Genomic DNA, 25504 nt, shown 5'->3' with positions numbered 1-25504 from the left:
GAAGATAAAAATTATGAAACCATTGATTAGTATTATTGTTCCTGTCTTTAATGTAGAGCCGTTTTTAGGGGATTGTTTAGATAGCTTACTTGCTCAAACTTTAGGGGATTTTGAGGTTATTCTTGTGAATGATGGGTCAACGGATAATAGTATCAACATTTGCAACTCATATGCTGAATCAGATAACAGAATTAAAGTAATTGACAAGGAATATGGTGGAGTTAGTTCTGCTAGAAATGCCGGGTTAAAATTGGCTAAAGGAGATTATATTGGTTTTGTCGACGGTGACGACTACATTCTAAAAAATATGTACTTAGAACTTTATGAGTTATGCGAAAAAACTGAAAGTGATATTTCAATCAGTAAATTGGGTCGGGAAATAAATGGTGAAATAATTAATAAGAGCCACGATCCTTTTGTAAAGGAAATGGATAATATTGAAGCAATGAGAGAACTTTTTAAGGGAATTCTGTATAGGTTTTCCTTATGTAATAAATTATTTAAAAGAAAATGTTTTGAAAATATTCAATTCCCTGATGGGAGAATTCATGAAGATTTATCCACTACATATAAGCTTTTCGCTAACTCAGATAAAGCTGTTTATACAAACAATATAGGTTATATATATGTAAAACGAGAGAATAGTATTTTAACCTCAAAATTTAATGAAAAAAGATTGGATGCATTTATTGGATGGGATGAAATATTAGCTTTTATGATAAAGCGGTATCCAGAATTATCACAAGAATTTTTAACATGCTATGTTTTTGGGTGTGTTGATAATATTTTTTATATTTTGAATCAAGTAAACAATAAAAGAGATCAAAAACACTATATCAGGTATCTTCAACAGCATGTTAAAAAGTATTTTAGACAAATTATTAATAATGATTTTATCTCTTTAAAATATAAGTCCCTTCTAACATTGCTAAATTATAATTTTTCAATTTTAGTTTTCTTGAATAATTTAAAAAACTTATAAGAGCTTAATTACAGGGAAAATATTGAAAGAGCGTGGTGATTATTCAATTATGAAAAAGAAACTGCTATTTGTGATAGACTCATTAGATTGTGCAGGTGCAGAAAAAAGCCTGGTTACATTATTATCGCTTATAGATTACTCAAAGTTTTCAGTTGACTTAAAGCTGTTTGGATATGGTGGGGTACTTGAAGAGCTTGTTCCTGAAGAGGTTACCATATTAAAGCCCTTAAAATATACGGGATTTACATCGCTAAGCATAAAAGATGCTTTAAAGTACTCACTAAAAAGTTTGAAATTTAAAATGTTAATTTCTCGAATAAAATACTCACTTGAAATTCGTAAAAGAAAATATAGTAACCCTCAAAAGGCCAGAGTTTTCTGGGAGAGCGTATCTAACGTAATTGAACATAATCCTAAAGAATATGATATTGCAATTAGCTATGCACAAGGAGTTCCAACTTTTTATGTAGCTGATAAAATTAAGGCAAAGAAGAAATTTGCTTGGGTAAATGTAAGTTATCGATTGGGTGAAAGGGATTGCAAATTTCAACAACAATTTTATGATCAGTATAATAAAATTGTGGCTGTTTCAGATTCTACCAAAGAAATATTTTTGGAGACCTTTCCTAACTACAACCAAAAAGTTGATGTTATTTATGATATTAATAACTCAAATTTTATTTCAAGTATGGCCGACATTGAGGAGGGATTTGCAGATAACTTTGATGGAATTAGAATTCTTACGATAGGAAGACTATCTAACCAAAAAGGATATGATATAGCCCTTGAAGCATGTAAAAAACTAAAAGAAAAAGGCATTAAATTTAGATGGTATGCATTGGGGAAAGGATCATTAAAAGAAAAAATAGAAAAGTACATAATGGAAAATGATCTAACCAAACATTTTATATTGTTAGGGGTAAAGGCAAATCCCTATCCATACATAAAAAATGCTGACCTTTATGTACAGACATCAAAGTTCGAAGGGTTCGGTCTTGCTATAGCAGAGGCAAGAATGCTTAATATACCAGTGGTTACCACAAGATTTGACGCAGTTTATAATCAAATGGTTGATGAAAAAAATGGTTTAGTTGTGGATATGAATGCTGATGCAGTTTTTGAAGGCATACTAAAGATAATCAATGACAATGAATTAAGAGAAAATATCATAAGATTTTTACAAACTGAAAAGAAGGGGAATATCGAGGAAATTGAAAAATTCTATAAATTAATAGGATAAAAGAAGGCGTGTTTGAATTTGAAGAAAAAAATTATTTTTATGGTAATCAATATGAATGTTGGGGGAACGGAAAAGGCTTTGCTTAATATGATTAATGAAATACCAAAAGAGAGTTATGACATTACTATTTTAATGTTGGAAAAGTACGGGGGCTTTTTGAACAGTATTCCAGATCATGTTCATGTTGAATATTTAAACAACTATAAAAGTATGAAGGAAAAATTAAATTCCCCTCCTCAACAGACTTCTTTAAATCTTTTTAAATCAGGACAAATTATAAAAGCATTTAACATATTATTCTTGCATATCCTATCGAGGATCTTAGGTGATAGAAGTGTTTTTTTTCGCTATCTCTTAAAGGACTATAAACAAATTAAAACTGAGTTTGATATAGCAGTAGCTTATGCAGGCCCAATGGACTTAATAAGTTATTTTGTTATAAACAAGATAAAAGCAAAAAGGAAAATCCAATGGATTCATTTTGATATTACGAAAATTGGGTTTAATAAAATTTTTGCTTCTAATATTTATAAAAAATTTGATAAGGTATTTGTGGTTTCGAATCAGGGAAAAGAAAAATTAACAACAATGCTGCCAAATCTAAAAGAAAAAGTTGATACTTTTTTTAATATTATCTCACCTAAGTCAATAGAATTAATGGCTAATCAAGGAATTGGATTTGAAGATGATTTCAGCGGTTTTAGAATTTTGACTGTCGGCAGGCTCACAAAAGAAAAAGGGCAGGATTTAACAATACCTGTATTAGCTAAACTAAAAAAGGATGGATACAATGTAAGATGGTATTGCTTAGGTGATGGAAATGCCAGAATAGAATATCAAGAGCTTATCAATAAACATCAAATTAATGCAGACTACGTTCTATTAGGCTCTAAAACCAATCCCTACCCATTTATTAAGGAATGTGATCTATATGTCCAACCTTCACGGCATGAGGGATATTGTATAACTTTAGCGGAAGCAAAATATTTTCGTAAACCAATCATCAGTACTAATTTTACAGGAGCAAGTGAACAAATTAATGATCACCAAACTGGTTTAATTGTGAATTTTGATGAAGAACAGTTGTATTTTTCGATTAAAAAATTATTGGATGATCAAAGTTTAAAACACCAATTGCAAACCAATTTACAAAGTCAAGATTATGGTTCAAAAACAGAGATTAATAAATTGCTTAAAATGGCTTTTGATAATTAATGTCCCAGGTATGACAAAAACTTGGGACAATTTTAATACATATAAAGAAAGGGAGATGAAATATGAAAAAAGTACTTTTCATGCTTAGCAGCATGAATATAGGCGGAGTGGAAAAATCATTGCTCTCCCTGTTATCGGAAATACAAAAAAATGAATATGATATCACCATTTTATTATTAGAAAAGAAAGGCGGATTTCTGAAATACCTTCCTGATTGGGTGGAAATTGAAGAAGCTTCTTGGTATAAAAAAGTAAAGCCAATAATTATGCAGCCTCCGCAGAAAACGATAAAAAATTACCTGAAAGACAAAAGATATGGAAAAGTCTTAACCTTTGGATTTTCCTATTTTCTCTCTAAATATTTTAATAATAGGTATCATTATTATAAAAACGTTGCAAAGGATATTCCGTTTAGCAATAGTACATACGACATTGCTATTTCTTACCATGGCCCTACAGATATTATTGACTTTTATATTGCGAATAAAGTGAAAGCTCAAAAGAAAATATCATGGGTTCACTTTGATATTTCTAAGCATCAAATTAATAAGAACTTATATGAGAAATTATATAAGAGGTTTAATAAAATACACATAGTTTCTAAAGAAGCAAAAAAGCATTTAGTGGAGCAAATACCGACAGTTAAAAATAAAGCAGAAGTTTTCATGAATATTATTCCTACCAATTTAATAATGGAATTATCTAAAGAAAAAATTGAATTCGATCAGAAATATAATGGTATCAAAATTGTGACAGTTGGAAGGCTCTCAAAGGAAAAGGGGCAGGACCTTGCAATAAAAGCGTTATTTAAGCTTAGGAAAGATGGTTATGATGTTAGATGGTACTGTATTGGAGAGGGAAATAATAGAAAGGGGCTTGAATTCCATATAAAGAAATATAATCTAGAAAATAGCTTTTTTTTATTGGGATCCACACCAAATCCTTATCCATATATATCGAATGCAGATATTTATGTCCAAACCTCCAGACATGAAGGGTACTGCCTTACCCTTGCTGAAGCTAAGTGTTTACGAAAGCCAATAATTACTACAAACTTTGTTGGAGCCAATGAACAATTAATTAATGGGCATAACGGGCTGATTGTGGAATGTAATGCAGAGGAATTGTATAAAAAGTTAAAATACTTGATTGATAATCCATTACAAAAAAATAAGCTAGTTGAGAATCTTAATAATCTAGATGCGGAAGAAGTGAAAAAAGTATCTATATAAGAATGAAAGGAATTTTATGTGATGAATCCCAAGATCAGCATAATTGTACCAGTTTATAAGGTTGAGCCATATTTACGTAAATGCGTGGAATCGATATTGTCACAAACATTAACTGAGTTTGAATTAATCCTTATTGATGATGGTTCACCAGATAGATGTGGGGAAATTTGTGATGAGTATGCTTTAAAAGATAACCGGGTAAAGGTAATCCATAAAGAAAATGGTGGCCAGGCAACTGCTAGAAATGCTGGTTTAGATATTGCCACAGGTGATTACGTTGGATTTGTTGATAGTGATGATTGGATTGAACCTGATATGTATGAACTTCTTTACAATCTGTGCATCCAAAATAATTGTGAAATTGCAAATTGTACCAGCACCATCTACTTTAAAAATAAAACCGTAAAAAACGGTACACATCCTTTGACAATCCATAATAGAGTGCAAGCCATGAGAACCATGCTGGAGGGGAAATTATATGATGAAGTGGTCTGGACAAAGTTGATAAAACGAAGTCTTCTTGATGAAATAAGATTTCCAGTAGGAGTCATTTACGAAGATACTGCATTTACCTATAAGCTGATTCATAAATGTAATAAAGTTTGCTGCATTGGTGCTCCAAAATATCATTATATAAAAAGAGACGAAAGCACAATGGATCGAGCAATTAAAGACCTAAAGATTGATGGGGTATTAATCTATGATGAAATGTACCAATTTATTAAAAAAAATTATCCGCAATTAAGCAATTTAGTAGCATTAAAATTAGCTAACAGCGCCATGACCATTTTAAACTTAATTTCATCTCATCCGGAGTTTTCGCAGTATAAAGAGCATTATATTAAGGTGGCTAAAATTTTAAATAACTATTTTACAACGACATTAAGACTTAAAGAGTATCCTAAAACTGTAAAAATTTTATTGGCAGCTACAAAAATTCAACCTTATCTTTATAAGGTATTAATCAATTATAGGAGAAAAGCTGTATGAAATCATTGCTTTTAAAACTATATTACAAAGTACTTAAGATTTATGAACCAGTTTTAGGGTTTTATAATTTTCTGATAAATGAGCTAAGTAAGCCGCCAATTGTTCATTCTACTGATGAAACTTTAGATTTTATTGTTAGTGAAAGGATTTCTGTAAGCCGATTTGGTGATGGGGAATTTGGATTAATGAACGGTCAAAACCTTTTATTTCAACCCTACAATCCTGAATTAAGTTTTCGATTAAGACAAATTATTAAGAGTAAGGATGAAAAACATATAGTATGTATCCCTAATATTTTCAGTAATGTGGATTGGTGTAATGCTGAATCCAAAAACTATTGGATTAAGTATTTGAGAGGAAACCGAAACAAAATTTATAAAATGTTAGACATGCAAAAAGAATACTACGACACTCAGGTTACACGGTTATATATAGATCATATTGATAAAAGTAAGGCCGGTGATCGTTTTAGAAAATTTAGTGATTTATGGGCAAATAGAGAAGTAATTATAGTTGAAGGTGCAAAAAGTAGACTAGGTATTGGAAATAATTTATTTAATAATACTCGATCCTTAAAAAGAATAATTTGTCCTTCAATCAATGCTTTTGCTAAGTATAATGAAATTTTGGCAGAAGTTAAAAAACAAGATAAGTCAAAATTAGTATTAATTGCTTTAGGGCCAACTGCAACTGTTTTAGCGTTTGACTTAGCAAGTTGCGGAATCCAGGCAATTGATATTGGACATATTGATATAGAATATGAATGGTTTTTACAACAAGCAAAAGAGAAATCACCAGTTAAAAATAAATATATTGGTGAGGTACAAAATGGTACTAATGTGGACGAAATTAAAGATTTAAAATACGATAGTCAGATTATCTCCAAAATAATTTGATGAATTTATAAAAAGGAAAAAGGATATGCGAATAAACCATTCAATTAAAAATATATTTATCAGTATATTTTCCCAAGTTGTTATTATACTTCTTGGTTTTGTCTCTAGAAAGATTTTTATCGATAGCCTTGGCGCGGATTATTTAGGTATTAATGGTTTATTGACCAATGTTCTATCCATCATGGCCCTAGTAGAAGGTGGTATAGGTATTAGCATCGTTTATAACTTATATAAACCTTTAGCAGAAAATGATCAAAGAAAAGTTATTGCACTTGTACAGTTATACAAAAAGGCATATGCTATTTTAGCTTTAATTATATTAGTAATAAGTTTTGCTCTATATCCTTTTTTAGGTCATTTAATGAAAAATGGCAGCGCGATCTCAAATCTTTCAATTATATATTTTTTATTTGTTGCAAAAAATATGATCTCCTATTTAAATGCTCATAAGTGGTCACTGATTAATGCCGATCAAAGAGGTTATGTGTTAGCTGGAATGAATTTACTGTTCCAAATTACGACTGCAATAGCACGAATCCTTATCTTATTATTAACAAAAAATTATATATTATATCTGGCAATTGAACTTTTGGTTTATGCACTTCAAAACATTGTCAGTGGAAGAATTGTTAATAAGAGATACTTATATATAAAAACCAAAGTAAAATACACGGTAGATTCTGCAACAAGGGAAAACCTAGTTAAGAACGTAAAGGCTATGTTTTTACATAATATTGGCGGTTATTTAGTATATGGAACAGATAATATTCTAATTTCTTCATTTATTAGTGTAGCTACTGTTGGTCTTTATTCAAACTATACTATGATTACACAACAATTATCTGCATTAGTAAGCCCAATCTTGGGTGGAATCGGGGCAAGTGTAGGAAATCTAATTGCTACTGAAAGTATTGAAAAAAATTACTCTATTTTTAAAGTATCTTATTTAGTAAACTTTTGGATTTATTCCTTTTGTGTCATCTTTTTATATAACTTATTAGAGCCCTTCATTAGCTGGTGGCTTGGAAAACAGTATCTATTAAATCACTTAACTTTTATATTTATTTTAATAAACTTTTATTTAGATGGAATGAGGGCAGCTATTTCAACATTTAAAAATAAAGCCGGATTATTTGTTCAAGATAAATATGCTCCTCTTATTGAGGGAGGAATTAATTTATTATCATCCTTAATCCTGCTTAAGTATTACGGATTAGCGGGCATATTTATGGGAACTACAATCAGTACTATTGCAACCGTACTATGGACGCAGCCATTTTTTGTTTATAAGCATGTTTTCAAGAGAAAAGTGTTCTCCTATTTTATTAAATATGGATATTATGCTGTTTTAACAATACTTGTATGCCTTCTAACCACAGTGGTTTGTAATTCCTTGGTATCAGGACATAGTTTTTTCTCTTTAATTTTAAGGGGAATTATTTGCTTAATAATCCCTAATTGCATTTATTGTGCTATTTTCTATAAAAGTACAGAATTCAAATATTTAAAATCTGTTATAAGTAATATATTTTCTAGTTTTATAGAGAAAAAACTTTCAAAGAAAGTTAAAGCAGTATAACCAAGAATTATTTTGAAAACTAATAATTTAATTTGAAGGGACGGCTTTGCCGTCTCTATTTTTTTTATCCTTTTGATAGGGAAAAAGTAACAGGTTGAGGGTGGGTCATAATGTCTAGATTTATAGGGATGTTCTTTAGAAAGTTTTATTCTTTAAAAAATAATTATTATGCTTGGAGATACTGGAGTAACTTGTATAGAAACATGAAGAATCATATCCCAAGGGAAAAAACAAAAAAAATAAATAACATGCCACAATGCTTGGATAGACATGGAATTGCCTTTTCCTTTGATGATAGTTATAGAATTTATGACTGGTATAAATATGGGAAAGAACTTTTTGAAGATAACAATATTAAAGTCACCTTTAATATCAATGCATTTCATCATTTTGAGAGAAAACGAGAGCATACTCAAAATGAAATCGATATGTTGTTAGAACTTCAATCAAAGGGACATGAAATTGCCCATCATAGTTTTTCTCATAAAAAGGCAACAGAGTATTCAAACGAATTTGGAATGAATTGCTGGATAGAAAATGAAATTGAATCCCTTAATCAATGGATGAAAAATCAAAGGCATTCCAAAACATTAGAAGGTTTTAAAAGAGCAGTAACTTTTGCATTTCCACACTTTTTATTTAATGAACAAAATATCAAAGAATTAGTTCCGAAGTATTTTAAAATTGTTAGAGGCCATCTACATAATGATAACTTAATCTCTTCTAACCATAGTGGTTTTGCCCCATCCATTTGTTTAGATGGATATTATTCCGTTAACCTCTTCTATCTAAAAAAAATAATGAAGTTGGCTAAAAAAACTGGGAGAAATTTAATTTTAACTTGCCATTCAATATTACCAAAGGAAATTAATTGGGAAGATTTTGGTTGGGGGGAAGAATCAAAAAAATCAGGGACTTGGAGAACATCTCCGGAAACCCTACAAGCAATAATTGATCATGCAAGAAGAATGGGATTTGCATTTTATACCACATCTGAAATTGCTGGTGTAGCAACATTTATTGATCCAAATTTTGAAAAATACGTCAAGGGATTAATTTCAGATTCAACTGCGAATTGGATTTTAATTTCCGATTTATACGCTATAAAAGAATTAGATTTGAGCAATAAAGTAATTTCCAATTTAGCTGGAATACAGTACTTTGTTAACTTGGAAAAATTAACATTAGATGGTAGTAACTTAACAAATTTTAGTCTATTAGATCAGCTTTCAAAACTTAAAGAAGTAAAATACAATTCTAATTTAAATGTAAATATTATTTAAGAAGGGGCTTAACTTGGTCTGGGGGGGAAACAAATGGAGAAATACAAATTCATATTTAAAAACGAGATAACAATTGCCTATTTTTTTCTAATTTTATTTTTGTCTGCTTATAGCTTTTTAAAACCTTATTATACTTATGATTTAATTCCCTATACTGCTGCTACCATTTCGATAGAACAAAGTAATAAAGAAAAAATCCATGATGAGACTTTCAAAACTGTAGAAAGTGTCTTACCTAAAGCTGTCTATAATGGTTTTATTTCAGGAGAATTTGGGCAAGAAATGTTGAAAGATAGTGAGTCATTTTATCAGCAATTAAATTACTATAAAGTTAAACCGTTATATATATTCCTGATTTATGGTTTTCATAAAGTAGGTATTGGTATTGTAACTGCCATTAATATTATTTCTGTTCTTTCTTTTTTAGGTATTTCAATCCTTCTCTTTTTATTTATAAGAAAACTAAATAGGGGTTTTCTGGGGATTATTATACTTTCGCTTTTAATGATTTGTCAGCCTTTTATTTTAATAGCCGGGAGAAATACGCCGGACACCTTATCAGCTTTTATAATATTGCTTTCTTTGTTTTTAGTGCTAAATAAACAGTTGAAATTATTACCAGGGATACTATTAGTTTTATCTATCGCAATTAGGCCGGATAATTTAATAATTTCAGGTGCTTTATTCCTTTATTTTGGTTTATTAGCTCCTAAAGAATATCGTCTCAAAATTTATCAAACGTTGAGTTTTTTAATTTTATCGGCAATTCTATATTTTTCAATAAGTATTTTAGAACATTCGTATGGTTGGAAAACACAATTTACTATAAGTTTCCTTCATTTTATAGATCGGCCTGCGGAAGTTACTGTGCAACTAAGTATGAGTGATTATTTTAGGGTATTAATTTCGAATGGGATTGCTGTATTAAATACGCATATTATTTACTTCATAGTCTTGGGCTTGGTTGGTTTGGTGGTTTCAAATATTAAAAATTTGAATTCTGTTTACGGTCATCTGATTGTATTCACTATGGGGGTTATGATTTTTTACTTCTTACTATTCCCTAGCCAGGAAGTCGATCGTTACTTTACTACAGAATACCTATTACTATTAATTCTTTCTTTACGAATTCTTTGCGACAGTGGCTTTTTGAAAGTACAAAAACGGGGCCAATTAAAAAAGCAAGTTTCATAGGGTTAAGGGGATGCAAGGAAATTAGCTAAATTTAAATTGTGATGAAAAAAGGAGTAGATAGATCAAATGCTACTCCTTTTTTCTTTTTGGATAAAGGATTTAAGGGGGTTATTAATTTGTATATAGTAAACGGAAATTCGCCAATTTTAACGATTGTTGTACCCTGTTATAACGAAGAGGCTGTTTTATACGAAACGGCAAAAAGACTTACAGAAGTTTTAGAAAATTTAATTATTAAAAACGCCATTTCTTTGAAAAGTTCTATCCTTTTTGTCGATGATGGGAGTAAAGATCGGACATGGGGAATTATTGAGGGATTAAATCAAAATAACCAATATGTCAAGGGATTAAAGCTTGCCCGAAATGTTGGTCATCAGAATGCATTATTAGCAGGGTTACACACGGCGAAGGAAAATGCTGATTGTGTAATTTCGATTGATGCAGATCTTCAGGATGATGTTAATGCAATTGAGGAGTTTATTCAAAAGTATACAGAAGGTTATGAAGTTGTATATGGAGTTAGAAGACAAAGGAAAACAGATACCATTTTTAAAAGAAATACCGCACAGGCCTTTTACAAAATATTGGGGTTTATGGGGGGGAATATAATTTATAATCATGCTGATTATAGGCTACTAAGTAAGCGTGTTTTAACGCACCTTGTGGATTTTAAAGAAACCAATCTTTTCTTGCGTGGAATAATTCCATTGATTGGATTTAAATCAACACAGGTCTATTATGATAGGAATGAAAGATTTGCTGGAGAATCAAAATACCCATTAAAAAAGATGCTAGCGTTTGCATTTGATGGCATAACATCATTTAGCATTGCGCCAATTCGAATAATAACTATATTAGGTATTTCCCTATTTATATTAAGTATTTTTACAAGTTTATATACAGTTATAGAAAAAATACTAGGCCATACAATTTCCGGATGGACTTCACTTATGCTTTCAATTTGGTTTATTGGAGGATTTCAACTCATGGGGATTGGATTGATTGGTGAATATATTGGGAAAATCTTCAATGAGGTGAAGAAAAGACCCAAATATATTATAGATGTTAATCATTTCGAAACAGTAGCTAATGAACGAAATGGAGAAAACATATCTAATAATTTTAATGAAGTCCTTAGTAGATAAAACTTGATATTAAAGTCAGTTTTTCGTTAGGGGCTAAATAAGGAAAATGAACTCTTTAATACCAATATACGAGGAGATTTAAATGGAATTAATAAATAAAAAGACAATAAATGAAAAAAGATATAGCCTTGTTAATGTTCCTTTATTAATTGATAAAGTATATGTATTATTCTTTTTATTAATCGTCGTAATATATTCAGTTAACTTATTTTACAACTTAGGACAAAGTATAAATGACTTTGATGAAGGTAGACATGGTGTTAGTGCTTATGAAATGGTGAAGAGTGGAAATTATATAGTGAACACTTATGATTATAAAACTGATTATTGGAACTTGAAGCCACCTTTAAGTTTTTGGTCCATTGCAATAGGATACAAATTATTAGGGTTCACTCCATTAGGATTAAGAATAGGCTCAGCAATTTTCGCATTAATTACAATTATAATCATTGGTCTGTATATTAGGTATAAATATGATTCTCTATCTTCAATAATTACTATGATGGTATTATCAACTAGTATTCAGTATTTACTAATTCATGGGGCAAGAACAGGTGATGCAGATTCTCTATTTATCATGTTTTTTACTATTGCAATAATAAGCATGCTCTTATCAAATATAAGTTTAATGTGGTTATATTTAACTGGCTTATCTTTCTCATTTGCCTTTTTAGCAAAAAGTTGGCATGCAGGTTGTATACCCATAATTTTATTAGTTTATTTAGTCATAACTGGGAAATTAACAAAGTTGAAATTAAAAAATTGGTTTCTTTTATTCATTGCTGCACTAGTTCCCATCCTTATTTGGGGATTTATTAGATTTCAATATGATAGATGGACCTTTTTTCAAAAAATGATTACATACGACCTATTAAAACGAGGTTCTTCTGCTATTGAAGGACATAAAGAAGGAAAACTATTTTATCTTGAATGCTTATTAAGACCTGAGTATAGATATTGGTTAGGTTTTCTATTATTATTGTTAACCTTCTCTATAAAAAACCAAATAAAAAATTTGTTATCTGAGCGGAGAAACTCCTTATTTGGTATATCATTATGGATAGTTATTCCTATATTACTCTTTTCAAGTGCTTCTACTAAGCTTGATTGGTATATACTTCCCATATTTCCTGCCCTTTCAATACTAATTGGAATATTAGGGGGGCAAATAATAAAAAATTTTAGTCTAATTTATAAATTAATTATAATAGCAACCACTTTACTATGCTTTTCTTATTATGAACTTGCTATAATAAAATCTATTTCAATCCCTACACAAGACAATGTTCAGAGTACTTTACACTTTTTGGGAAAAGATAAAGTTAAGAGCAATTCTAAAATTATTTACAGTTTCCCTGAATGGACTCAAGACAATACACTGGCTGCTAAATTATATGGTAATTTACACCCTTTAAGTGGAGGGATTCAGGCTTTTATAAAAAATGAAAATTCTTTATTACTTATACCAGAAAATAAATTAGACAATATCCCCCAACAAATTGGTTATAAGGTCATTAAGAATTATAAGAATATAGCCATTATTGAACATAAAGAATCTGTTTTTTAATACTATTTGTGTTAACCCATTTGAAGGAAATTATAGTTAGTTAACCAAAGATTTTATCTGTTTTATAGAGGAAATAGGGTGTCAAACAGCCTCATTTGCTCCGGCAATAAAAGTGACTTTTAACAATGTGTTAGCTTTACTAATAGGGATGGGATTGAAAGAATTATGAAGAGGGAAATATTGTTATTTTTAATTATAGGTGTTATTAATACATTGGTAGGTCTATCAAGTGTATATTTTATATTTAATATAATTGGATTAAGCTATTGGCCATCAACTTTTTTAGGAAATGGAATTGGAATTGGAATGTTAGTAAGTTACACATTAAATAAAAAGTTTACTTTTCAAAGTAAAGAAAAAGAAGTTAAAAGTTTTTTAAAATTTATTACAGTAGTTATTTCATGCTATTATGGGTCTTATGGGCTTAGTAATTATGTTTCAAAACTTATTTTGTCATCCTTTATTAATGAACCAAAAATGATTGGAAACCTATCAATTCTTATAGGAGCAGGCCTTTATACGATAACAAACTTCTTTGGACAAAAATATATTGTATTTTACAAGTCAAATTCTAAAAAGTCGGGAGAATTTGAGATTCATTAGGATTATGAGAGGAGGTAAATGGTTTGGAATTCACAAAACAAGATATGAAAATGACAAAAGGTGTAGCAATTATGTTTATGCTGCTCCTTCATCTTTTTTGTAGGAAGGATGTTAATGGCTTATATGATACGTTTCCAATAATTAATGGTGTCCCATTAGCTTACTATATTGGTTTATTCGGGGATGCCTGTGTACCTATTTATTGCTTCGCCAGCGGTTATGGTTTATATTTGAGCATTAAAAATTCCCAAGGAAAAACATTGAGAAAGAACGGAATGCGTATTTTTAGATTATTGATTAATTATTGGATAATATTGTTCCTTTTTGTAGGAATAGGAATCCTGGCTGGGAAATCCGAAACACTACCAGGTAATCCCATTAACTTTATTCTAAATTTCTTCGTATTATCTAATTCTTATAATGGAGCATGGTGGTTTTTGCAGACGTATATCATTCTTGTCTTGGTAGCTCCAGGCCTTTTTAAAATAGTTAGAAAATATAATTCTTATGCTTTGATCATCATTTCTGGTTTTGTATATTTAGTAGCTTATATCCAAAGAATTAAACAAGTAATTGACCTAGGGGATAGTGCCGCACTGAATATGATTGTAAATGCCATTGTATTATTTGGCACTTCGCAGTTGCCATTTATTGTTGGGGCAATTTTTGCAAAAGATAAAATCTATACGAAAATATCAAAAAAGCTAAGTCGTGTTCCAATGAAAAATATCCTTTGTTTATTGGGAATTCTACTTTTAGCTGTCTTACATGGCTTTTATGAGTCGATGATTATTGCTCCAATTACAGGAATTGCCTTTATTTGTCTTTTTAACCTTGTTGATAAAAGTAAAAGGCTTCAAAAAGTTCTTGATTACTTCGGGACTCATTCAACAAATATTTGGTTAACTCATATGTTTTTTTATATGACGATTTTCCCTAATCTAGTTTTTGCTGCAAAGTATCCATTACTCATTTTTTGCTGGTTGGTCTTGCTATGTCTTACCTCTTCTCATGTTGTTAATTTTATTTATAAACCAATCATGCAAAGAATTGATAAAAATAACTTGAATTTGGGTAATAGAAAAAGGGCGATTGGATAAAACTGTGCACCCTTTTGGATAAACATAAGGCTGAAGAAAAAGGGAAATCCTCCTTGGTATGGAAAACTTTTCAACCTAAAGGATAAACTAAAAACGAATTTAAATAAAGAGGTGATCATTTTGAAACTTGCATTCATTTCTGATATTCACGGAAATGCAGTAGCATTAGAAGCGGTATTAGATGATATTAAAAAGAAAGAAGTTGATAAGGTTATTGTTCTCGGAGATATCTGTTTTAGGGGGCCAGAGCCAAAACGTGCTCTTGAGATGGTACAAAAATTACATACTCAGGTCATAAAAGGAAACGCAGACGAATGGGTGGTTCGAGGTATTAGGGAAAGTGAAGTACCTCCAGCTTCATATGAGATAATGTGTAAAGAAAGGGATTGGACATACCAACAATTGGATGTAGCCGATTTTGATTACCTTAATATGCTACCGACTGAGCTAAAGTTGGATATAGGAAAATTAAGATTCCATGCTTTCCACGCGACACCAGAAAGTTTATTTGAAGTTGTTAAACCAAATGAAAGTGATCAAATATTAGAGACAAAAATGATGGTTAATGATGCGGATATATACATTTATGCTCATATCCATATGCCTTATATTCGTTATATTAATGGAAAATGTATTATAAACATTGGAAGCGTGGGTTTACCATTCGACGGATTAGTAAAATCGTCATATGCATTGGTGGAAATAAATGAAGAAAGCTTTCAAACAACAATTATTAGGGTGAAATATGATGTTAATAGAGCTATTAGTCAATTGCATGAAAAAGGGTATCCTAATACGCTACAAATAGAAGAGGTTTTGAGGAATGCAAAAAGTTAATTTGAATTTAAAAAGATTATATTAGCATACTAGGATATTTTTAATACAAAAATCCATATCTATAAGTGTAAAAGAAAACACCTGCAAAAGCAGGTGCCTAAAAAGAGGTATTTAATTTAGTTCAAAGTTCCAAATTTTTTAAACACAGCCGTTCCTCCAACTAGCTTCCAAACTTGAATGTTTCTTTTTGTCCAAATTGCAGTACCATCAGTTATGGTAGAGGAAGTCCCCCATGCTGGTTCGATACTGCCGCTAGTTCCGGCCGATGTACACTCATAATAACTGCCTTCATCTTTTGTTGGTAAGACTTTGTCTCCAATACTATGTTTTGCGTTGGCTGTCCAGATAGGTATTCCTGCAATATCTTTAACTGTTGAATATAGTGGTGCAGTTGGAAATACTGGAATTGTTGCGGAGGATTTTCCGTTCGAAACAGTAGAATAATAAACATAACCGTTTATAGAGATTTTTTCGCCCCAGTTATAACCCTTCGAAGCTTGCCAAGCGGGGAAGGTATCAGAAAAACCTTCTACTGTGCAAACCCAGCCCATAAATCCGTCGGTTGCCATTTTACTATTTAAAATTTGTTTTCCTAATTTGAAATAACCGGTTGTCGGAATAGAGGCTGACCAATTATATGGATCAATAACTCCATTAATTGTATTATTTTGGAATAAAGGCATCTGGGTATTATCAACCGATAAAGTAATATTATCTTCTAAGGTATTGTTAACAAATATAATTTTAAATTGATCAGGAGTTGGACTAGGGCAGTTAATTGCCTTCATGGCCAAATTAGATTTAAATCTATTTCCATCCACGAGTAGAGTCCCTCCTGTTACATTCCACCAATATCCATCAATCATACCAGAAGAAGTAGAAATAGCATTTGAATAATCGAACAAGTTATTGAGTAATTCCACCCTTCCTTCTGTTTGTGCTGAAAAATAGAAAGCTGTATTAGATCTTCCATTGAATGTACAATTAATAAACCTTGCCAACTCATTATTTGAAAAGCTAAATAGACTATATCCATCCCAAGTAAAAGTACAGCCTATAAATTCTACATATTTATTGGCAGCTAGATTTCCTGTATTATTAAATCTGCAATTCGTATAGGTGCCTCTTGGTATTTTTATTCCTCCATTGTTATTCATTATCTTCTTGGTGTTTAGGAAAAGGATATTATTATAGGACCATCCTTCAGCTGCGTTTACATCACCGTTAAATATCACGCTCGAAGAACCTAAAGAACCTTCAAATGTACACCCCGTCATGGTTTGTGGATATGTTCCTGCTGAAAACCCTGCACCTGTTATAGCATTATTATAATCAGTGTCAACTGTAAATTTACAGTTGGAAACTGAAACACAGTACGCTTTAGGTCTATTTACATTTAATGAACTATTTAAAAAAGTATTATTATCTACTAGTGCTGGTTCAGTTGTTCCATTATTAAGAATTACATTGGTTCTATGAAAATGGTTGTTACTTATTACACATTCTCCATTAGCATTAACACTTGTATCTTTAAAGTAATTCCCTTCAATAAATAATTTTCTTACACCAGCATAACCAGTAATTCCAATACCTCTCTCGATTTTATTATTCCTTACATGGAAGTTTTTTCCTTTAACGAAGATCAATTGCAACGGGCTGTCATGAAGAAAATTATCTTCAATCCAAAGATTTTGATTTAACGCATAGTTATCTTCAACATCTAATGCAGCAGAAGGGCCAGTACCACTAATATGATGAATATCATTATTTTTAACCCAAACAAACTTAGCTCCCTGCAATGTAACACCGAGTCTACGGGTATGGTGAATATGGCACTTTTCTATGAAAGTAAACTTGGGTATTTCCATACATCTTAATGTTAACCCGTTGCCCGATGTTGAAGGAACATTTGATTGATGTAGAACAATTTTAGCGCTAGTAGCCCCTTCAGGTAGTGGTATTTCATCATAAAAATCAACATTTGTTAAAGAGGAGTTAAATGTACCGTTAGTATTATAAAATATAACATCAAACGGTATTGTGCCATCAATCTCTGAGCCAACGGTTTGATAACTAATATCACCATATATACCAAAATTTTTCCATTTTACAATTTGAGGGTTAGTTAAATCTATGAAAATATTAGAACGGATTTTTGTTGAATCCGCTATTAAGTTACCATTAGCAGTATTGATTGAACCTGATTCAAATGTGATTGAATAAGTTTTAGTTGGTGTTGAAGTAGTATAAATTGCTCCGCCTGTTGCAAATAAAGATACCCCATCCCCTGTTAAGTCTAGAAATTCAATATTATCAATCGTAATAAAGCGGGTGTTCGTTCCTTCACCTTTTGCTGTATTTACTATATTGGGGACTAAGACACCCATCCCCCATTCATGTGTGAATGCTTGTCCAGGTGTTGTGTAGTTATGATTATATCGGTCACCTTGAATAATACCGTTTGTGACGCGGGAAAACATTTGATTTTGTTTGTAACTAATAACAGAATAATTAGCTAACCCATTGTTTCGAATTCTTAGGGTAGCACCATTTAAATTTAGGGTCATGAAACTTTGTGGCTGAATCGGAATTGTTTCATCAATTAGATAGGTTCCTTTTTGAAATACAAACTCTGTATATCCCTGTTGTGCAGCCCATACTATTGCATTATTGATTCCGTTGGAGTTACTGGTTGCTAATGTTTTATTTCCGTAATCTGAAACAGTATTTGAAACACCCCATTGGGTTAAATCCAAAACATAACTGCCACTGGCTAGAGTAGACATAAATCCATTCCTCCATTTATTCTAAATTTTAAGAAAGCCATTTTCGTTATGATAGTTTGGAACAAGTTATAGGAGAAAGAAGTAGAAATTCAGTTATCTTTTTGGTTAAGAATATTATCTGGTCTGAATAGAAGGATAATTGTATTTAGTCAATAGAGGATTGTAACCTGCGAAAGGCATGTCCATTTTAAAATAGAGGAATCTTTAACCTATGTTTCTATGAACATCATAATTTGTGGCTTTATAGATATATATTTATTCATAGTTTTTAAAATTGCTTAGACAAAATACTTCATCAAGTAGCCTTTTTATTTAAATAACAGAATAACCAATGGGGAATTTTTTTATAAAAGAATTTTCAAGAGTCATAAAATACAGGCGCAATAGGTCCCCAAAAATACGATTAAATTTTTATATGAATTGGATTATCCAAGTACAAAACAATTAGTAGGTGTTTAAAAAATTCCAGTATTTATGATACATCTTAAAATGCTTTTAAATTTGGTCACATATTTAGGAATTAATTTTAAAAAATTTGTCGAATTAATGTGCTTTAAAAAGAACGTTACCTATTTTATAATTTAAGGTAGGAATTGGGATTAAAAAGGCTTGATAAATAAAATTGAATTTATATTTTTTTGGTCAATTTGTTCTTTATAATGAACAAATAAGTTGAGGCGGTTGAATATGATTAAAGATATCCCTGGTATTAAGTCACCGCAACAAACGTTTTGAAACTGTCTAAGGTTGGACCAAGGCAAGGGTAAACATGAGCATCCAAGGAAAGGAAATGGCGGAATACGATTTCCTCCAATGAATTCTCCCCCTTCTTTGTGGAGCAGGAACCTATAGTAAAGAAAGTGGAAAACATAAGGGAACAGAAAACAGTCATGTTGGTTTTGACCAATGCAATCCCAATGTTAATACTTAAGATGGAAATAAACGGGAAGAAAAATGAAAATTTGGCTTCCCCAATACATAATTAATTGTTTTTATTAGGAGGCCAATATGAATGAAATCATAACAAAAATTGGCGACCATTTTATTCGAATTTCTAGTGAATCAGATAGGTTAGCTAAGTTTTTTCAAAAAAATTTCAATTCCCGTGTAAATATTGAAAATCAGCAAATCGATTTAGTGATTATCGTTAAAGATGGATATGGAGTTTCTTTTATTAATTATGAAGTTGAAGTAACCAAGCAGGATGACAAGATTCTTTTTCGTCGGGAGGATTACCTTATTAAAGTAGATTCAGATTATAAAAAAGCAGAGATATTCGTACATGATGAATTCGCTCTTAAACACGCACTAACAAATTTATACAGTTCTTTTATTGTTTATCATAATTGGGGGTTATTAATTCATTCATCCTGTGTAATAGAAGCGGGGAAAGCACATATTTTTGCAGGTCAATCAGGTGCTGGTAAATCTACAGCTGCAAAATTATCATATCCAAGGGAAATTCTTTCTGATGAGGCTACATTGGTAAAAATCACTTCAAATGATATAACTATTTATAATTCGCCTTTTAGAAGCGAGTTGGAAGCAGAACCAATTGAAAGAATCTCAAAACTAGAAAGTATTCAATTGCTGAAACAGTCACTTCACAATAATAGAATCATAATACCTTCTTCGGATGCGCTCATACGGTTGATGGATAAAGTATTTTTTTGGCCTACATGTCAAAAAGAGATTAAAACAATCTTAAGACTGTTGACTTCCTTAGTATTAAATGTACATGTATATGAACTTCACTTTCAAAAAAACAATACATTTTGGAAGTTGATATCTTAGAGCTGCGAACCCTCCAATATGTTTTAATGAAATCCTGTTAAGGAGGTGAAAAAATGTTTAAGGAAAAAAATTATGAACGACCAGTTGTTTTATGCCATCAACCTATCCGTTTTGAGACTTCTCAAAGTTGGAATGAGGGACAGGGCCCTGTTTCGGGGGATTACGGAAACAGTAATGGAAATAGCTATCCAAATGATGCTTATGATCCAAAGAAACCTAGGCCACCATCAAAGCCAGATGATAAACCACCACCTAAATATTAATGTAAATAAATCAATGGCGATTAAGTGTATCGCCATTGATCTATTAAAAAAGTATAACCATTTTTGATAAAAAATATGTTTTTTAAATAAAACTTTAAAAAACTAATATTAAGGAGTTTAAATCATGATGACTCACTATATTCAAAAGGAAAATATTGAAGAAACAGAACTGGATGGTGAGTGGATCCTTCTCAACACAAATCAATTAACTGTTACTAAATTAAACGAAATAGGCGGTTTGTGTTGGTCCTTATTGAATAACGTTCAAACAACTGAATCCCTTGCACAAGCCGTATTAGATAAGTTTCGACCAGTTGAAGATAAAGAACAAATAAAAAAAGATATAGAAGAATTCTTATCCCAGCTTAATGAGTGTGGGTTGATTGAATATGTTAATCGATAACCTAACCTTTACAATCCTAAAAAAAACTATTGATAAAAATGGTTGGCTAGAGCTACCCGCTTACGGGAATAGTATGTATCCTTTTATTCGCCAGGGGAATCATTGTCGTTTTGTACCATGTCAGCCATTATCACTAAAAAAAGGCGAAGTAATTTTATTTCATTCACAGGATGGGAAGTTGATTGCTCATCGCTTTATTAGGACAAAAATGATTAACCAACAACAGCATTTTTTATTTAAAGGAGATACAAACTTAGGTTTTGATCAACCCATTGGGGAAGAGAGAATTCTTGGAAGACTAGTAAGTGTCAAAAAACAACATCTTAAGCTATCACCAGATCACATCTCAGCAAAACTTTGGGGAAAGTTTATCCTTGCCTTTCCTGGGATGTCAGGTATTCTTCGAAAATATTTAAATCGGAAATTGAACCTGCAATATTAATAAAGAGTATGGAGTGTCCATATATGAAGGAACAAATTGACACACTTATAAAACAATATTTTACCATGAAAGACATTCGCAGAGCGTTAACCTTTGTCATGCCTTATATTCTGAAGCGATGGAAAGCATATATCATGGTACTACTGTTATTAGGGGTAGATATTTACTTAACGATTGCCTTTGCAAAGTTCTATGGGGACCTGACAGACGTTGCGATTCATGGTGGATATCAACAGATTTTATCGTTAGTTCCATATGGTACACTTCTGATTCTTGCAAGTATCGCCTCAAGTGTATCCTATTCATATTGTAATTTATTTGCAACGAACGCAGTGAAAATGGATTTAAAAAACCATTTTTTTCATCATGTATTAAGATTGCCTGTTGGGGATGCTTCGAATTTCCGGTCCGGTGAATTAATGTCCCACTTTTCTAATGATATCCATGGGGTCGATGGTGTAATTGGAAGTAGCCTTATTAGTCTGATTCGGCTACCAATTATTTATATTGTGGTCTTTATTTATTTGATGCAAATCAATTTGACCCTTTGTTTAGTGAGTCTCATTATTGCACCAATCGCCGCAATATCTGGTGTGGTGTTTGGATTATTACTTCGGAAAAATGGTAGATCAATTCACCGGTTAATCGGAAATATTAATCATCATTTAAGTGAAACCTTTCACGGTTTTACGGTTATTCGTTCCTTTACATTGGAGAGGCTTTATTATTCAAAGTTCACTAAACAAAATCGTGAATTATTGAAATTAGAATTAGAAAATACGAAACTTCAAAGCTTATACAATACGGGTGAGCATATTATCGGCTCCATCACTTTTATTCTAAATCTATCAATTGGCGCCTTATTTGTCTCCAAAGGAGAGTTAACTGTTGGTGCTTTTTTAACTTTTTTAAATCTGGTCAATCATTTATTTTATCCGATTACAGGGGTGGCTAACGTCTGGGCAGGTCTCCAACGTTCGGTTGCAGCCCTTGAGCGAGTACTGGCTGTCCTTGATAAAACCGCTGCCTTTAAAGAACTGCCAGCCTTTTCTCAGCCAATCAATATTGTGGAATCAATAGAATTTAGGGAAGTTACATTTGGCTATGTCGAAAATACCAATGTATTTGAACATTTTAATATGACGATTCCCTCGGGAAAAGTTGTGGCGCTTGTGGGACCGAGTGGAGCGGGGAAGAGTACGCTGTTTAATTTATTACAAGGATTCTATACACCTCAAGAAGGGGAGATTCAAATAGCGGGTAAATCCATTCAGGAGTTAACCGCTTCAGAATTAAGAAGTTCAATTGCCCATGTCCCACAGGAAACTTTTCTTTTTGCCGGCACCGTTCGTGAAAATCTTTTAATTGCCCGTCCAAAAATTACTGAAAAAGAAATGGTGGAAGCGGCCATTCATGCTGAAATTCATGACTTTATCCTTTCATTGCCAAAGGGATATGATACGGAAATTGGTGAAAATGGAATTAAATTATCAGGTGGCCAGAAACAGCGGATTGCCATTGCCCGGGCTATTTTAAAAGATGCACCTATTCTATTATTGGATGAAGCGACATCTGCTTTGGACGGAGAAACCGAATACTATGTAAAAGAAGCTCTTGACCAATTAATGGAAGGAAGAACCACCATTGTAATTGCTCACCGACTGACTACCATCCAAAATGCGGACCTTATTTTAGTAATAGACCATGGTCGGATTGTCCAACAAGGTACACATGAAGAATTAATCAGACAGAGAGGGCTATATCGTAATTTAAATGAAACTTCATTTAATAAATCAACTTCATTGTCCCTTTTGTCAAAATCGTAAAAAGGAGGTGGTTCTGTGATTGAGTTAATAAGAGCCGTTTATGAGCGAAAACCATTACCTGAAGATGATTTCTTCTATCATCGTGTTTTGAAGGATATTAAAGAAGATGGGATTGCTTCTCAAGTATATTATTTACTTAAAGAGGAAAGAAAAATAGAGCAAACTCCGGAATTTTTTCAATCAATTTTACATAAAAACTATGAAAAAGCGTTATTCCAAAATCTATTTATAAAAAGCCAACAAAATGAACTCCTTCAGCGGTTTGAACAGCAGGGGATGGATGTCATTCCCTTAAAAGGGATTCATTTTGCTGAAAAGGTTTTCGGGCATTTAGGGGCAAGAGCAACATCTGATATTGATTTGTTAATAAGGATGGAGGATCTTGAAAAAGCAATAGAAGTTGTCAATTTGCTGGGGTTTACGGTAGAAGGAGCGCCGATACCCGGCCATTTTCATTGCAGTTTTAGTAAAGTATTGCCACACTCTACCATGCCCTTAGTAATAGAATTGCATTGGAGCCTTGTGAAACAGAATACTTCAAGGTTTCAAATTAATGATATATGGAAGCATGCCAAAACAGTTGAGGGCTATAAGCATATTAAGGAATTAACTCCTAACCATACCTTTTACATGATTTGTCTACATGGCTGGAGACATAATTTAGATACGATGAAGTATTTCTTAGATTTAATACAAGTTCTTTGCAAATATAACGATGAATTGGATTTAGTGGAAATACTGAAGCTTGCAAAAGCGCATCAAACATATAAAAGAATGATTAGAACCTTATCTATACTGTATTTGGAGTTTCCGTTTTTGGAAGAGATTAAACCGTTTGATTATAAAAGGGATTTTCCATTATGGAAGTATCGCAATGCCAAGGGCCTAAAAAAATATCTTGATTTTTTTGATTACCAGCTTTTTAGTTACGATACTACTATTCATAGTTTAATTGAACTTTTTCATTTGATTTTTCCTTCCAAATATGATCTCGAAGTACAAATATATGATCATTTCATAGGTAATAAAACGTATTGGTCTTTATACAAAAACAGACTCAAAAGTATAATCAAAATCTTCGTTTCCAACTAGGAAAGAATATATCATAATTTTTAAATAGTTAAAGGGGATAACGGTTATGAATACTAAATTAGGTATTCAAATTTTTGGTAATGTGAAGAATATGCTTAAAGAACATCGTTCTTCTAGAAGACCAATCATAAAATTTGGAGTTTCAAGCCTCTATTTTCTTAGGAATTCAGCTAACACTATAAGGCGTTTTTGGTTTGATAAAGAGTTTCGCTCAATTGTGTTTATGCAGCTGACGAACTCTAAAAATGTTCATCAAACTACACCCTACACCTATATGGATCGGTACCCAGTTATTTTTTCAGCTTGTCAAAATTATTTGGATGGAAAGCAAAATCTACGGATTCTTTCGTATGGATGCTCAACAGGGGAAGAGGTTTTAACCCTTCGAAAATATTTCCCTGAGGCGCATATTGTTGGTGCAGAAATTAATAAGCGAAGCCTTAAAATATGTAGAAACCTTTCAATTGATGATAAAATTACATTTGTTCATTCTGAACCTAATGAAATCCAAAAACATGGACCATACGATGCGATTTTCTGCATGGCTGTTTTACAACGAAAGCCCCATTACATTGAAGAAAAAGGAATTAGAAGTTTAAAAAAAATCTACCCTTTTGAAAAGTTCGAAGAACAGATTCTTGAACTAGATCAATTGATTAAACCTGAAGGTTTGCTAATCATTCATTTCACTCAGTATTCGTTTAAGGATACTGCGATAGCTTCAAAATATACCGCATTAGGTCACTATACTCAAGGGAGTTCATGTCTTCTATTTGATAAAAATAGTAATTTAATAAAAAATCCATTCTTTCCAAAAAGCATTTATAAAAAACAGAAAAGATAAATTTCGGGCGGAATATAATATTATAAACGATACACAAGAAACCCCTTTACAAATTTTACATAACTGTAAAGGGGTTTTTTTATCATATTTTAAATATCTTTAAAACGAAACCATTGCTGGAAAATTGCCCGATGGATTCAGAATTAAAATATACTTGCACACTGAATTAATCTTCCGTCTTTATTAAAAAA

General features: G+C 31.6%; 22 protein-coding genes. 21 read left to right on the top strand and 1 reads right to left on the bottom strand.

The genetic code is table 11. The annotated features are described in order from the left end of the window. Nucleotides 1-13 precede the first annotated feature (13 nt). The 14 genes from ACFQZ9_RS30130 to ACFQZ9_RS30065 all read left to right on the top strand — a co-directional run bounded on the left by ACFQZ9_RS30130 (nucleotide 14) and on the right by ACFQZ9_RS30065 (nucleotide 15863). Complete coding sequence (locus ACFQZ9_RS30130) at nucleotides 14-982, top strand: glycosyltransferase family 2 protein (protein ID WP_498947014.1); 969 nt, start codon at nucleotides 14-16, stop codon at nucleotides 980-982. 49 nt (nucleotides 983-1031) lie between these two features. Continuing rightward, nucleotides 1032-2222, top strand: coding sequence for a glycosyltransferase (locus tag ACFQZ9_RS30125; protein ID WP_498947013.1), 1191 nt, complete (start codon nucleotides 1032-1034; stop codon nucleotides 2220-2222). Between the two features lie 18 nt (nucleotides 2223-2240). Continuing rightward, complete coding sequence (locus ACFQZ9_RS30120; RefSeq protein WP_498947012.1) at nucleotides 2241-3437, top strand: glycosyltransferase; 1197 nt, start codon at nucleotides 2241-2243, stop codon at nucleotides 3435-3437. A 62-nt stretch (nucleotides 3438-3499) separates the two neighbouring features. Further along, a complete protein-coding gene (locus ACFQZ9_RS30115) occupies nucleotides 3500-4669 on the top strand; it encodes a glycosyltransferase (protein WP_498947011.1) in 1170 nt (389 codons plus the stop codon). Between the two features lie 21 nt (nucleotides 4670-4690). After that, nucleotides 4691-5659 carry a glycosyltransferase family 2 protein gene (locus tag ACFQZ9_RS30110; protein WP_498947010.1) on the top strand — a complete coding sequence of 323 codons (969 nt, stop codon included), beginning with the start codon at nucleotides 4691-4693 and terminating at the stop codon, nucleotides 5657-5659. After that, complete coding sequence (locus ACFQZ9_RS30105) at nucleotides 5656-6555, top strand: SP_1767 family glycosyltransferase (protein ID WP_498947009.1); 900 nt, start codon at nucleotides 5656-5658, stop codon at nucleotides 6553-6555. Before ACFQZ9_RS30110 ends, ACFQZ9_RS30105 begins: the two co-directional genes overlap by 4 nt. 25 nt (nucleotides 6556-6580) lie before the next feature. Continuing rightward, the gene (locus ACFQZ9_RS30100; RefSeq protein WP_498947008.1) at nucleotides 6581-8134 is read left to right on the top strand and encodes a lipopolysaccharide biosynthesis protein; all 1554 of its coding nucleotides are present in this window, start codon (nucleotides 6581-6583) and stop codon (nucleotides 8132-8134) included. Between the two features lie 110 nt (nucleotides 8135-8244). Beyond that, nucleotides 8245-9417 carry a polysaccharide deacetylase family protein gene (locus tag ACFQZ9_RS30095; protein WP_498947007.1) on the top strand — a complete coding sequence of 391 codons (1173 nt, stop codon included), beginning with the start codon at nucleotides 8245-8247 and terminating at the stop codon, nucleotides 9415-9417. Nucleotides 9418-9450: 33 nt separating this feature from the next. Continuing rightward, nucleotides 9451-10611, top strand: coding sequence for a glycosyltransferase family protein (locus ACFQZ9_RS30090; protein WP_498947006.1), 1161 nt, complete (start codon nucleotides 9451-9453; stop codon nucleotides 10609-10611). Nucleotides 10612-10652: 41 nt separating this feature from the next. Continuing rightward, entirely contained in the window at nucleotides 10653-11756 is a 1104-nt protein-coding gene (locus tag ACFQZ9_RS30085; RefSeq protein WP_498947005.1) for a glycosyltransferase family 2 protein, read from the top strand. Between the two features lie 82 nt (nucleotides 11757-11838). Beyond that, nucleotides 11839-13323, top strand: coding sequence for an ArnT family glycosyltransferase (locus ACFQZ9_RS30080; protein WP_498947004.1), 1485 nt, complete (start codon nucleotides 11839-11841; stop codon nucleotides 13321-13323). Nucleotides 13324-13488: 165 nt separating this feature from the next. Continuing rightward, complete coding sequence (locus ACFQZ9_RS30075) at nucleotides 13489-13926, top strand: GtrA family protein (protein WP_498947003.1); 438 nt, start codon at nucleotides 13489-13491, stop codon at nucleotides 13924-13926. Nucleotides 13927-13949: 23 nt separating this feature from the next. Beyond that, nucleotides 13950-15026 carry an acyltransferase family protein gene (locus ACFQZ9_RS30070; RefSeq protein WP_498947002.1) on the top strand — a complete coding sequence of 359 codons (1077 nt, stop codon included), beginning with the start codon at nucleotides 13950-13952 and terminating at the stop codon, nucleotides 15024-15026. A 120-nt stretch (nucleotides 15027-15146) separates the two neighbouring features. Beyond that, nucleotides 15147-15863: a metallophosphoesterase family protein gene (locus tag ACFQZ9_RS30065; protein WP_498947001.1), complete on the top strand. Its 717-nt coding sequence runs from the start codon at nucleotides 15147-15149 to the stop codon at nucleotides 15861-15863. A 116-nt stretch (nucleotides 15864-15979) separates the two neighbouring features. Here the strand turns inward: ACFQZ9_RS30065 and ACFQZ9_RS30060 are convergent, their stop codons facing one another. Continuing rightward, nucleotides 15980-18649 (bottom strand): right-handed parallel beta-helix repeat-containing protein, encoded by a 2670-nt coding sequence (locus tag ACFQZ9_RS30060; protein ID WP_498947000.1) that lies wholly within the window; start codon nucleotides 18647-18649, stop codon nucleotides 15980-15982. A 1008-nt stretch (nucleotides 18650-19657) separates the two neighbouring features. Between ACFQZ9_RS30060 and ACFQZ9_RS30055 the strand changes: the two genes are divergently transcribed. The 7 genes from ACFQZ9_RS30055 to ACFQZ9_RS30025 all read left to right on the top strand — a co-directional run bounded on the left by ACFQZ9_RS30055 (nucleotide 19658) and on the right by ACFQZ9_RS30025 (nucleotide 25313). Continuing rightward, the gene (locus ACFQZ9_RS30055; protein ID WP_498946999.1) at nucleotides 19658-20443 is read left to right on the top strand and encodes a hypothetical protein; all 786 of its coding nucleotides are present in this window, start codon (nucleotides 19658-19660) and stop codon (nucleotides 20441-20443) included. Between the two features lie 53 nt (nucleotides 20444-20496). Beyond that, nucleotides 20497-20706, top strand: a complete 210-nt coding sequence (locus ACFQZ9_RS30050) for a hypothetical protein (RefSeq protein ID WP_498946998.1) — start codon at nucleotides 20497-20499, stop codon at nucleotides 20704-20706. Nucleotides 20707-20830: 124 nt separating this feature from the next. Next, nucleotides 20831-21109, top strand: a complete 279-nt coding sequence (locus tag ACFQZ9_RS30045) for a PqqD family protein (RefSeq protein ID WP_498946997.1) — start codon at nucleotides 20831-20833, stop codon at nucleotides 21107-21109. Continuing rightward, nucleotides 21096-21551 (top strand): S24/S26 family peptidase, encoded by a 456-nt coding sequence (locus ACFQZ9_RS30040; protein WP_498946996.1) that lies wholly within the window; start codon nucleotides 21096-21098, stop codon nucleotides 21549-21551. The genes ACFQZ9_RS30045 and ACFQZ9_RS30040 overlap by 14 nt, the downstream gene beginning before the upstream one ends. 23 nt (nucleotides 21552-21574) lie before the next feature. Next, nucleotides 21575-23377, top strand: a complete 1803-nt coding sequence (locus ACFQZ9_RS30035; RefSeq protein WP_498946995.1) for an ABC transporter ATP-binding protein — start codon at nucleotides 21575-21577, stop codon at nucleotides 23375-23377. A 15-nt stretch (nucleotides 23378-23392) separates the two neighbouring features. Continuing rightward, nucleotides 23393-24469, top strand: a complete 1077-nt coding sequence (locus ACFQZ9_RS30030) for a nucleotidyltransferase family protein (protein WP_498946994.1) — start codon at nucleotides 23393-23395, stop codon at nucleotides 24467-24469. Between the two features lie 46 nt (nucleotides 24470-24515). Continuing rightward, nucleotides 24516-25313, top strand: coding sequence for a class I SAM-dependent methyltransferase (locus ACFQZ9_RS30025; RefSeq protein WP_498946993.1), 798 nt, complete (start codon nucleotides 24516-24518; stop codon nucleotides 25311-25313). The last annotated feature ends 191 nt before the right edge of the window (nucleotides 25314-25504 follow it).

The sequence above is a fragment of the Neobacillus sp. GCM10027624 genome (assembly GCF_042675345.1).
Taxonomy (GTDB): Bacteria; Bacillota; Bacilli; order Bacillales; family Cytobacillaceae; genus Neobacillus; species Neobacillus cucumis_D.
This window is presented reverse-complemented; position numbering and strand designations above follow the sequence as displayed.

Excerpts from the sequence above, each read along its gene's own strand:
- ACFQZ9_RS30130 (WP_498947014.1), top strand. The coding sequence starts at position 14 with ATGAAACCATTGATTAGTATTATTGTTCCTGTCTTTAATGTAGAGCCG.
- ACFQZ9_RS30125 (WP_498947013.1), top strand. The coding sequence starts at position 1,032 with ATGAAAAAGAAACTGCTATTTGTGATAGACTCATTAGATTGTGCAGGT.
- ACFQZ9_RS30115 (WP_498947011.1), top strand. The coding sequence starts at position 3,500 with ATGAAAAAAGTACTTTTCATGCTTAGCAGCATGAATATAGGCGGAGTG.
- ACFQZ9_RS30110 (WP_498947010.1), top strand. The coding sequence starts at position 4,691 with ATGAATCCCAAGATCAGCATAATTGTACCAGTTTATAAGGTTGAGCCA.
- ACFQZ9_RS30105 (WP_498947009.1), top strand. The coding sequence starts at position 5,656 with ATGAAATCATTGCTTTTAAAACTATATTACAAAGTACTTAAGATTTAT.
- ACFQZ9_RS30100 (WP_498947008.1), top strand. The coding sequence starts at position 6,581 with ATGCGAATAAACCATTCAATTAAAAATATATTTATCAGTATATTTTCC.
- ACFQZ9_RS30095 (WP_498947007.1), top strand. The coding sequence starts at position 8,245 with ATGTCTAGATTTATAGGGATGTTCTTTAGAAAGTTTTATTCTTTAAAA.
- ACFQZ9_RS30090 (WP_498947006.1), top strand. The coding sequence starts at position 9,451 with ATGGAGAAATACAAATTCATATTTAAAAACGAGATAACAATTGCCTAT.
- ACFQZ9_RS30085 (WP_498947005.1), top strand. The coding sequence starts at position 10,653 with ATGAAAAAAGGAGTAGATAGATCAAATGCTACTCCTTTTTTCTTTTTG.
- ACFQZ9_RS30080 (WP_498947004.1), top strand. The coding sequence starts at position 11,839 with ATGGAATTAATAAATAAAAAGACAATAAATGAAAAAAGATATAGCCTT.
- ACFQZ9_RS30075 (WP_498947003.1), top strand. The coding sequence starts at position 13,489 with ATGAAGAGGGAAATATTGTTATTTTTAATTATAGGTGTTATTAATACA.
- ACFQZ9_RS30060 (WP_498947000.1), bottom strand. The coding sequence starts at position 18,649 with ATGTCTACTCTAGCCAGTGGCAGTTATGTTTTGGATTTAACCCAATGG.
- ACFQZ9_RS30055 (WP_498946999.1), top strand. The coding sequence starts at position 19,658 with ATGAATGAAATCATAACAAAAATTGGCGACCATTTTATTCGAATTTCT.
- ACFQZ9_RS30050 (WP_498946998.1), top strand. The coding sequence starts at position 20,497 with ATGTTTAAGGAAAAAAATTATGAACGACCAGTTGTTTTATGCCATCAA.
- ACFQZ9_RS30045 (WP_498946997.1), top strand. The coding sequence starts at position 20,831 with ATGATGACTCACTATATTCAAAAGGAAAATATTGAAGAAACAGAACTG.
- ACFQZ9_RS30040 (WP_498946996.1), top strand. The coding sequence starts at position 21,096 with ATGTTAATCGATAACCTAACCTTTACAATCCTAAAAAAAACTATTGAT.
- ACFQZ9_RS30035 (WP_498946995.1), top strand. The coding sequence starts at position 21,575 with ATGAAGGAACAAATTGACACACTTATAAAACAATATTTTACCATGAAA.
- ACFQZ9_RS30025 (WP_498946993.1), top strand. The coding sequence starts at position 24,516 with ATGAATACTAAATTAGGTATTCAAATTTTTGGTAATGTGAAGAATATG.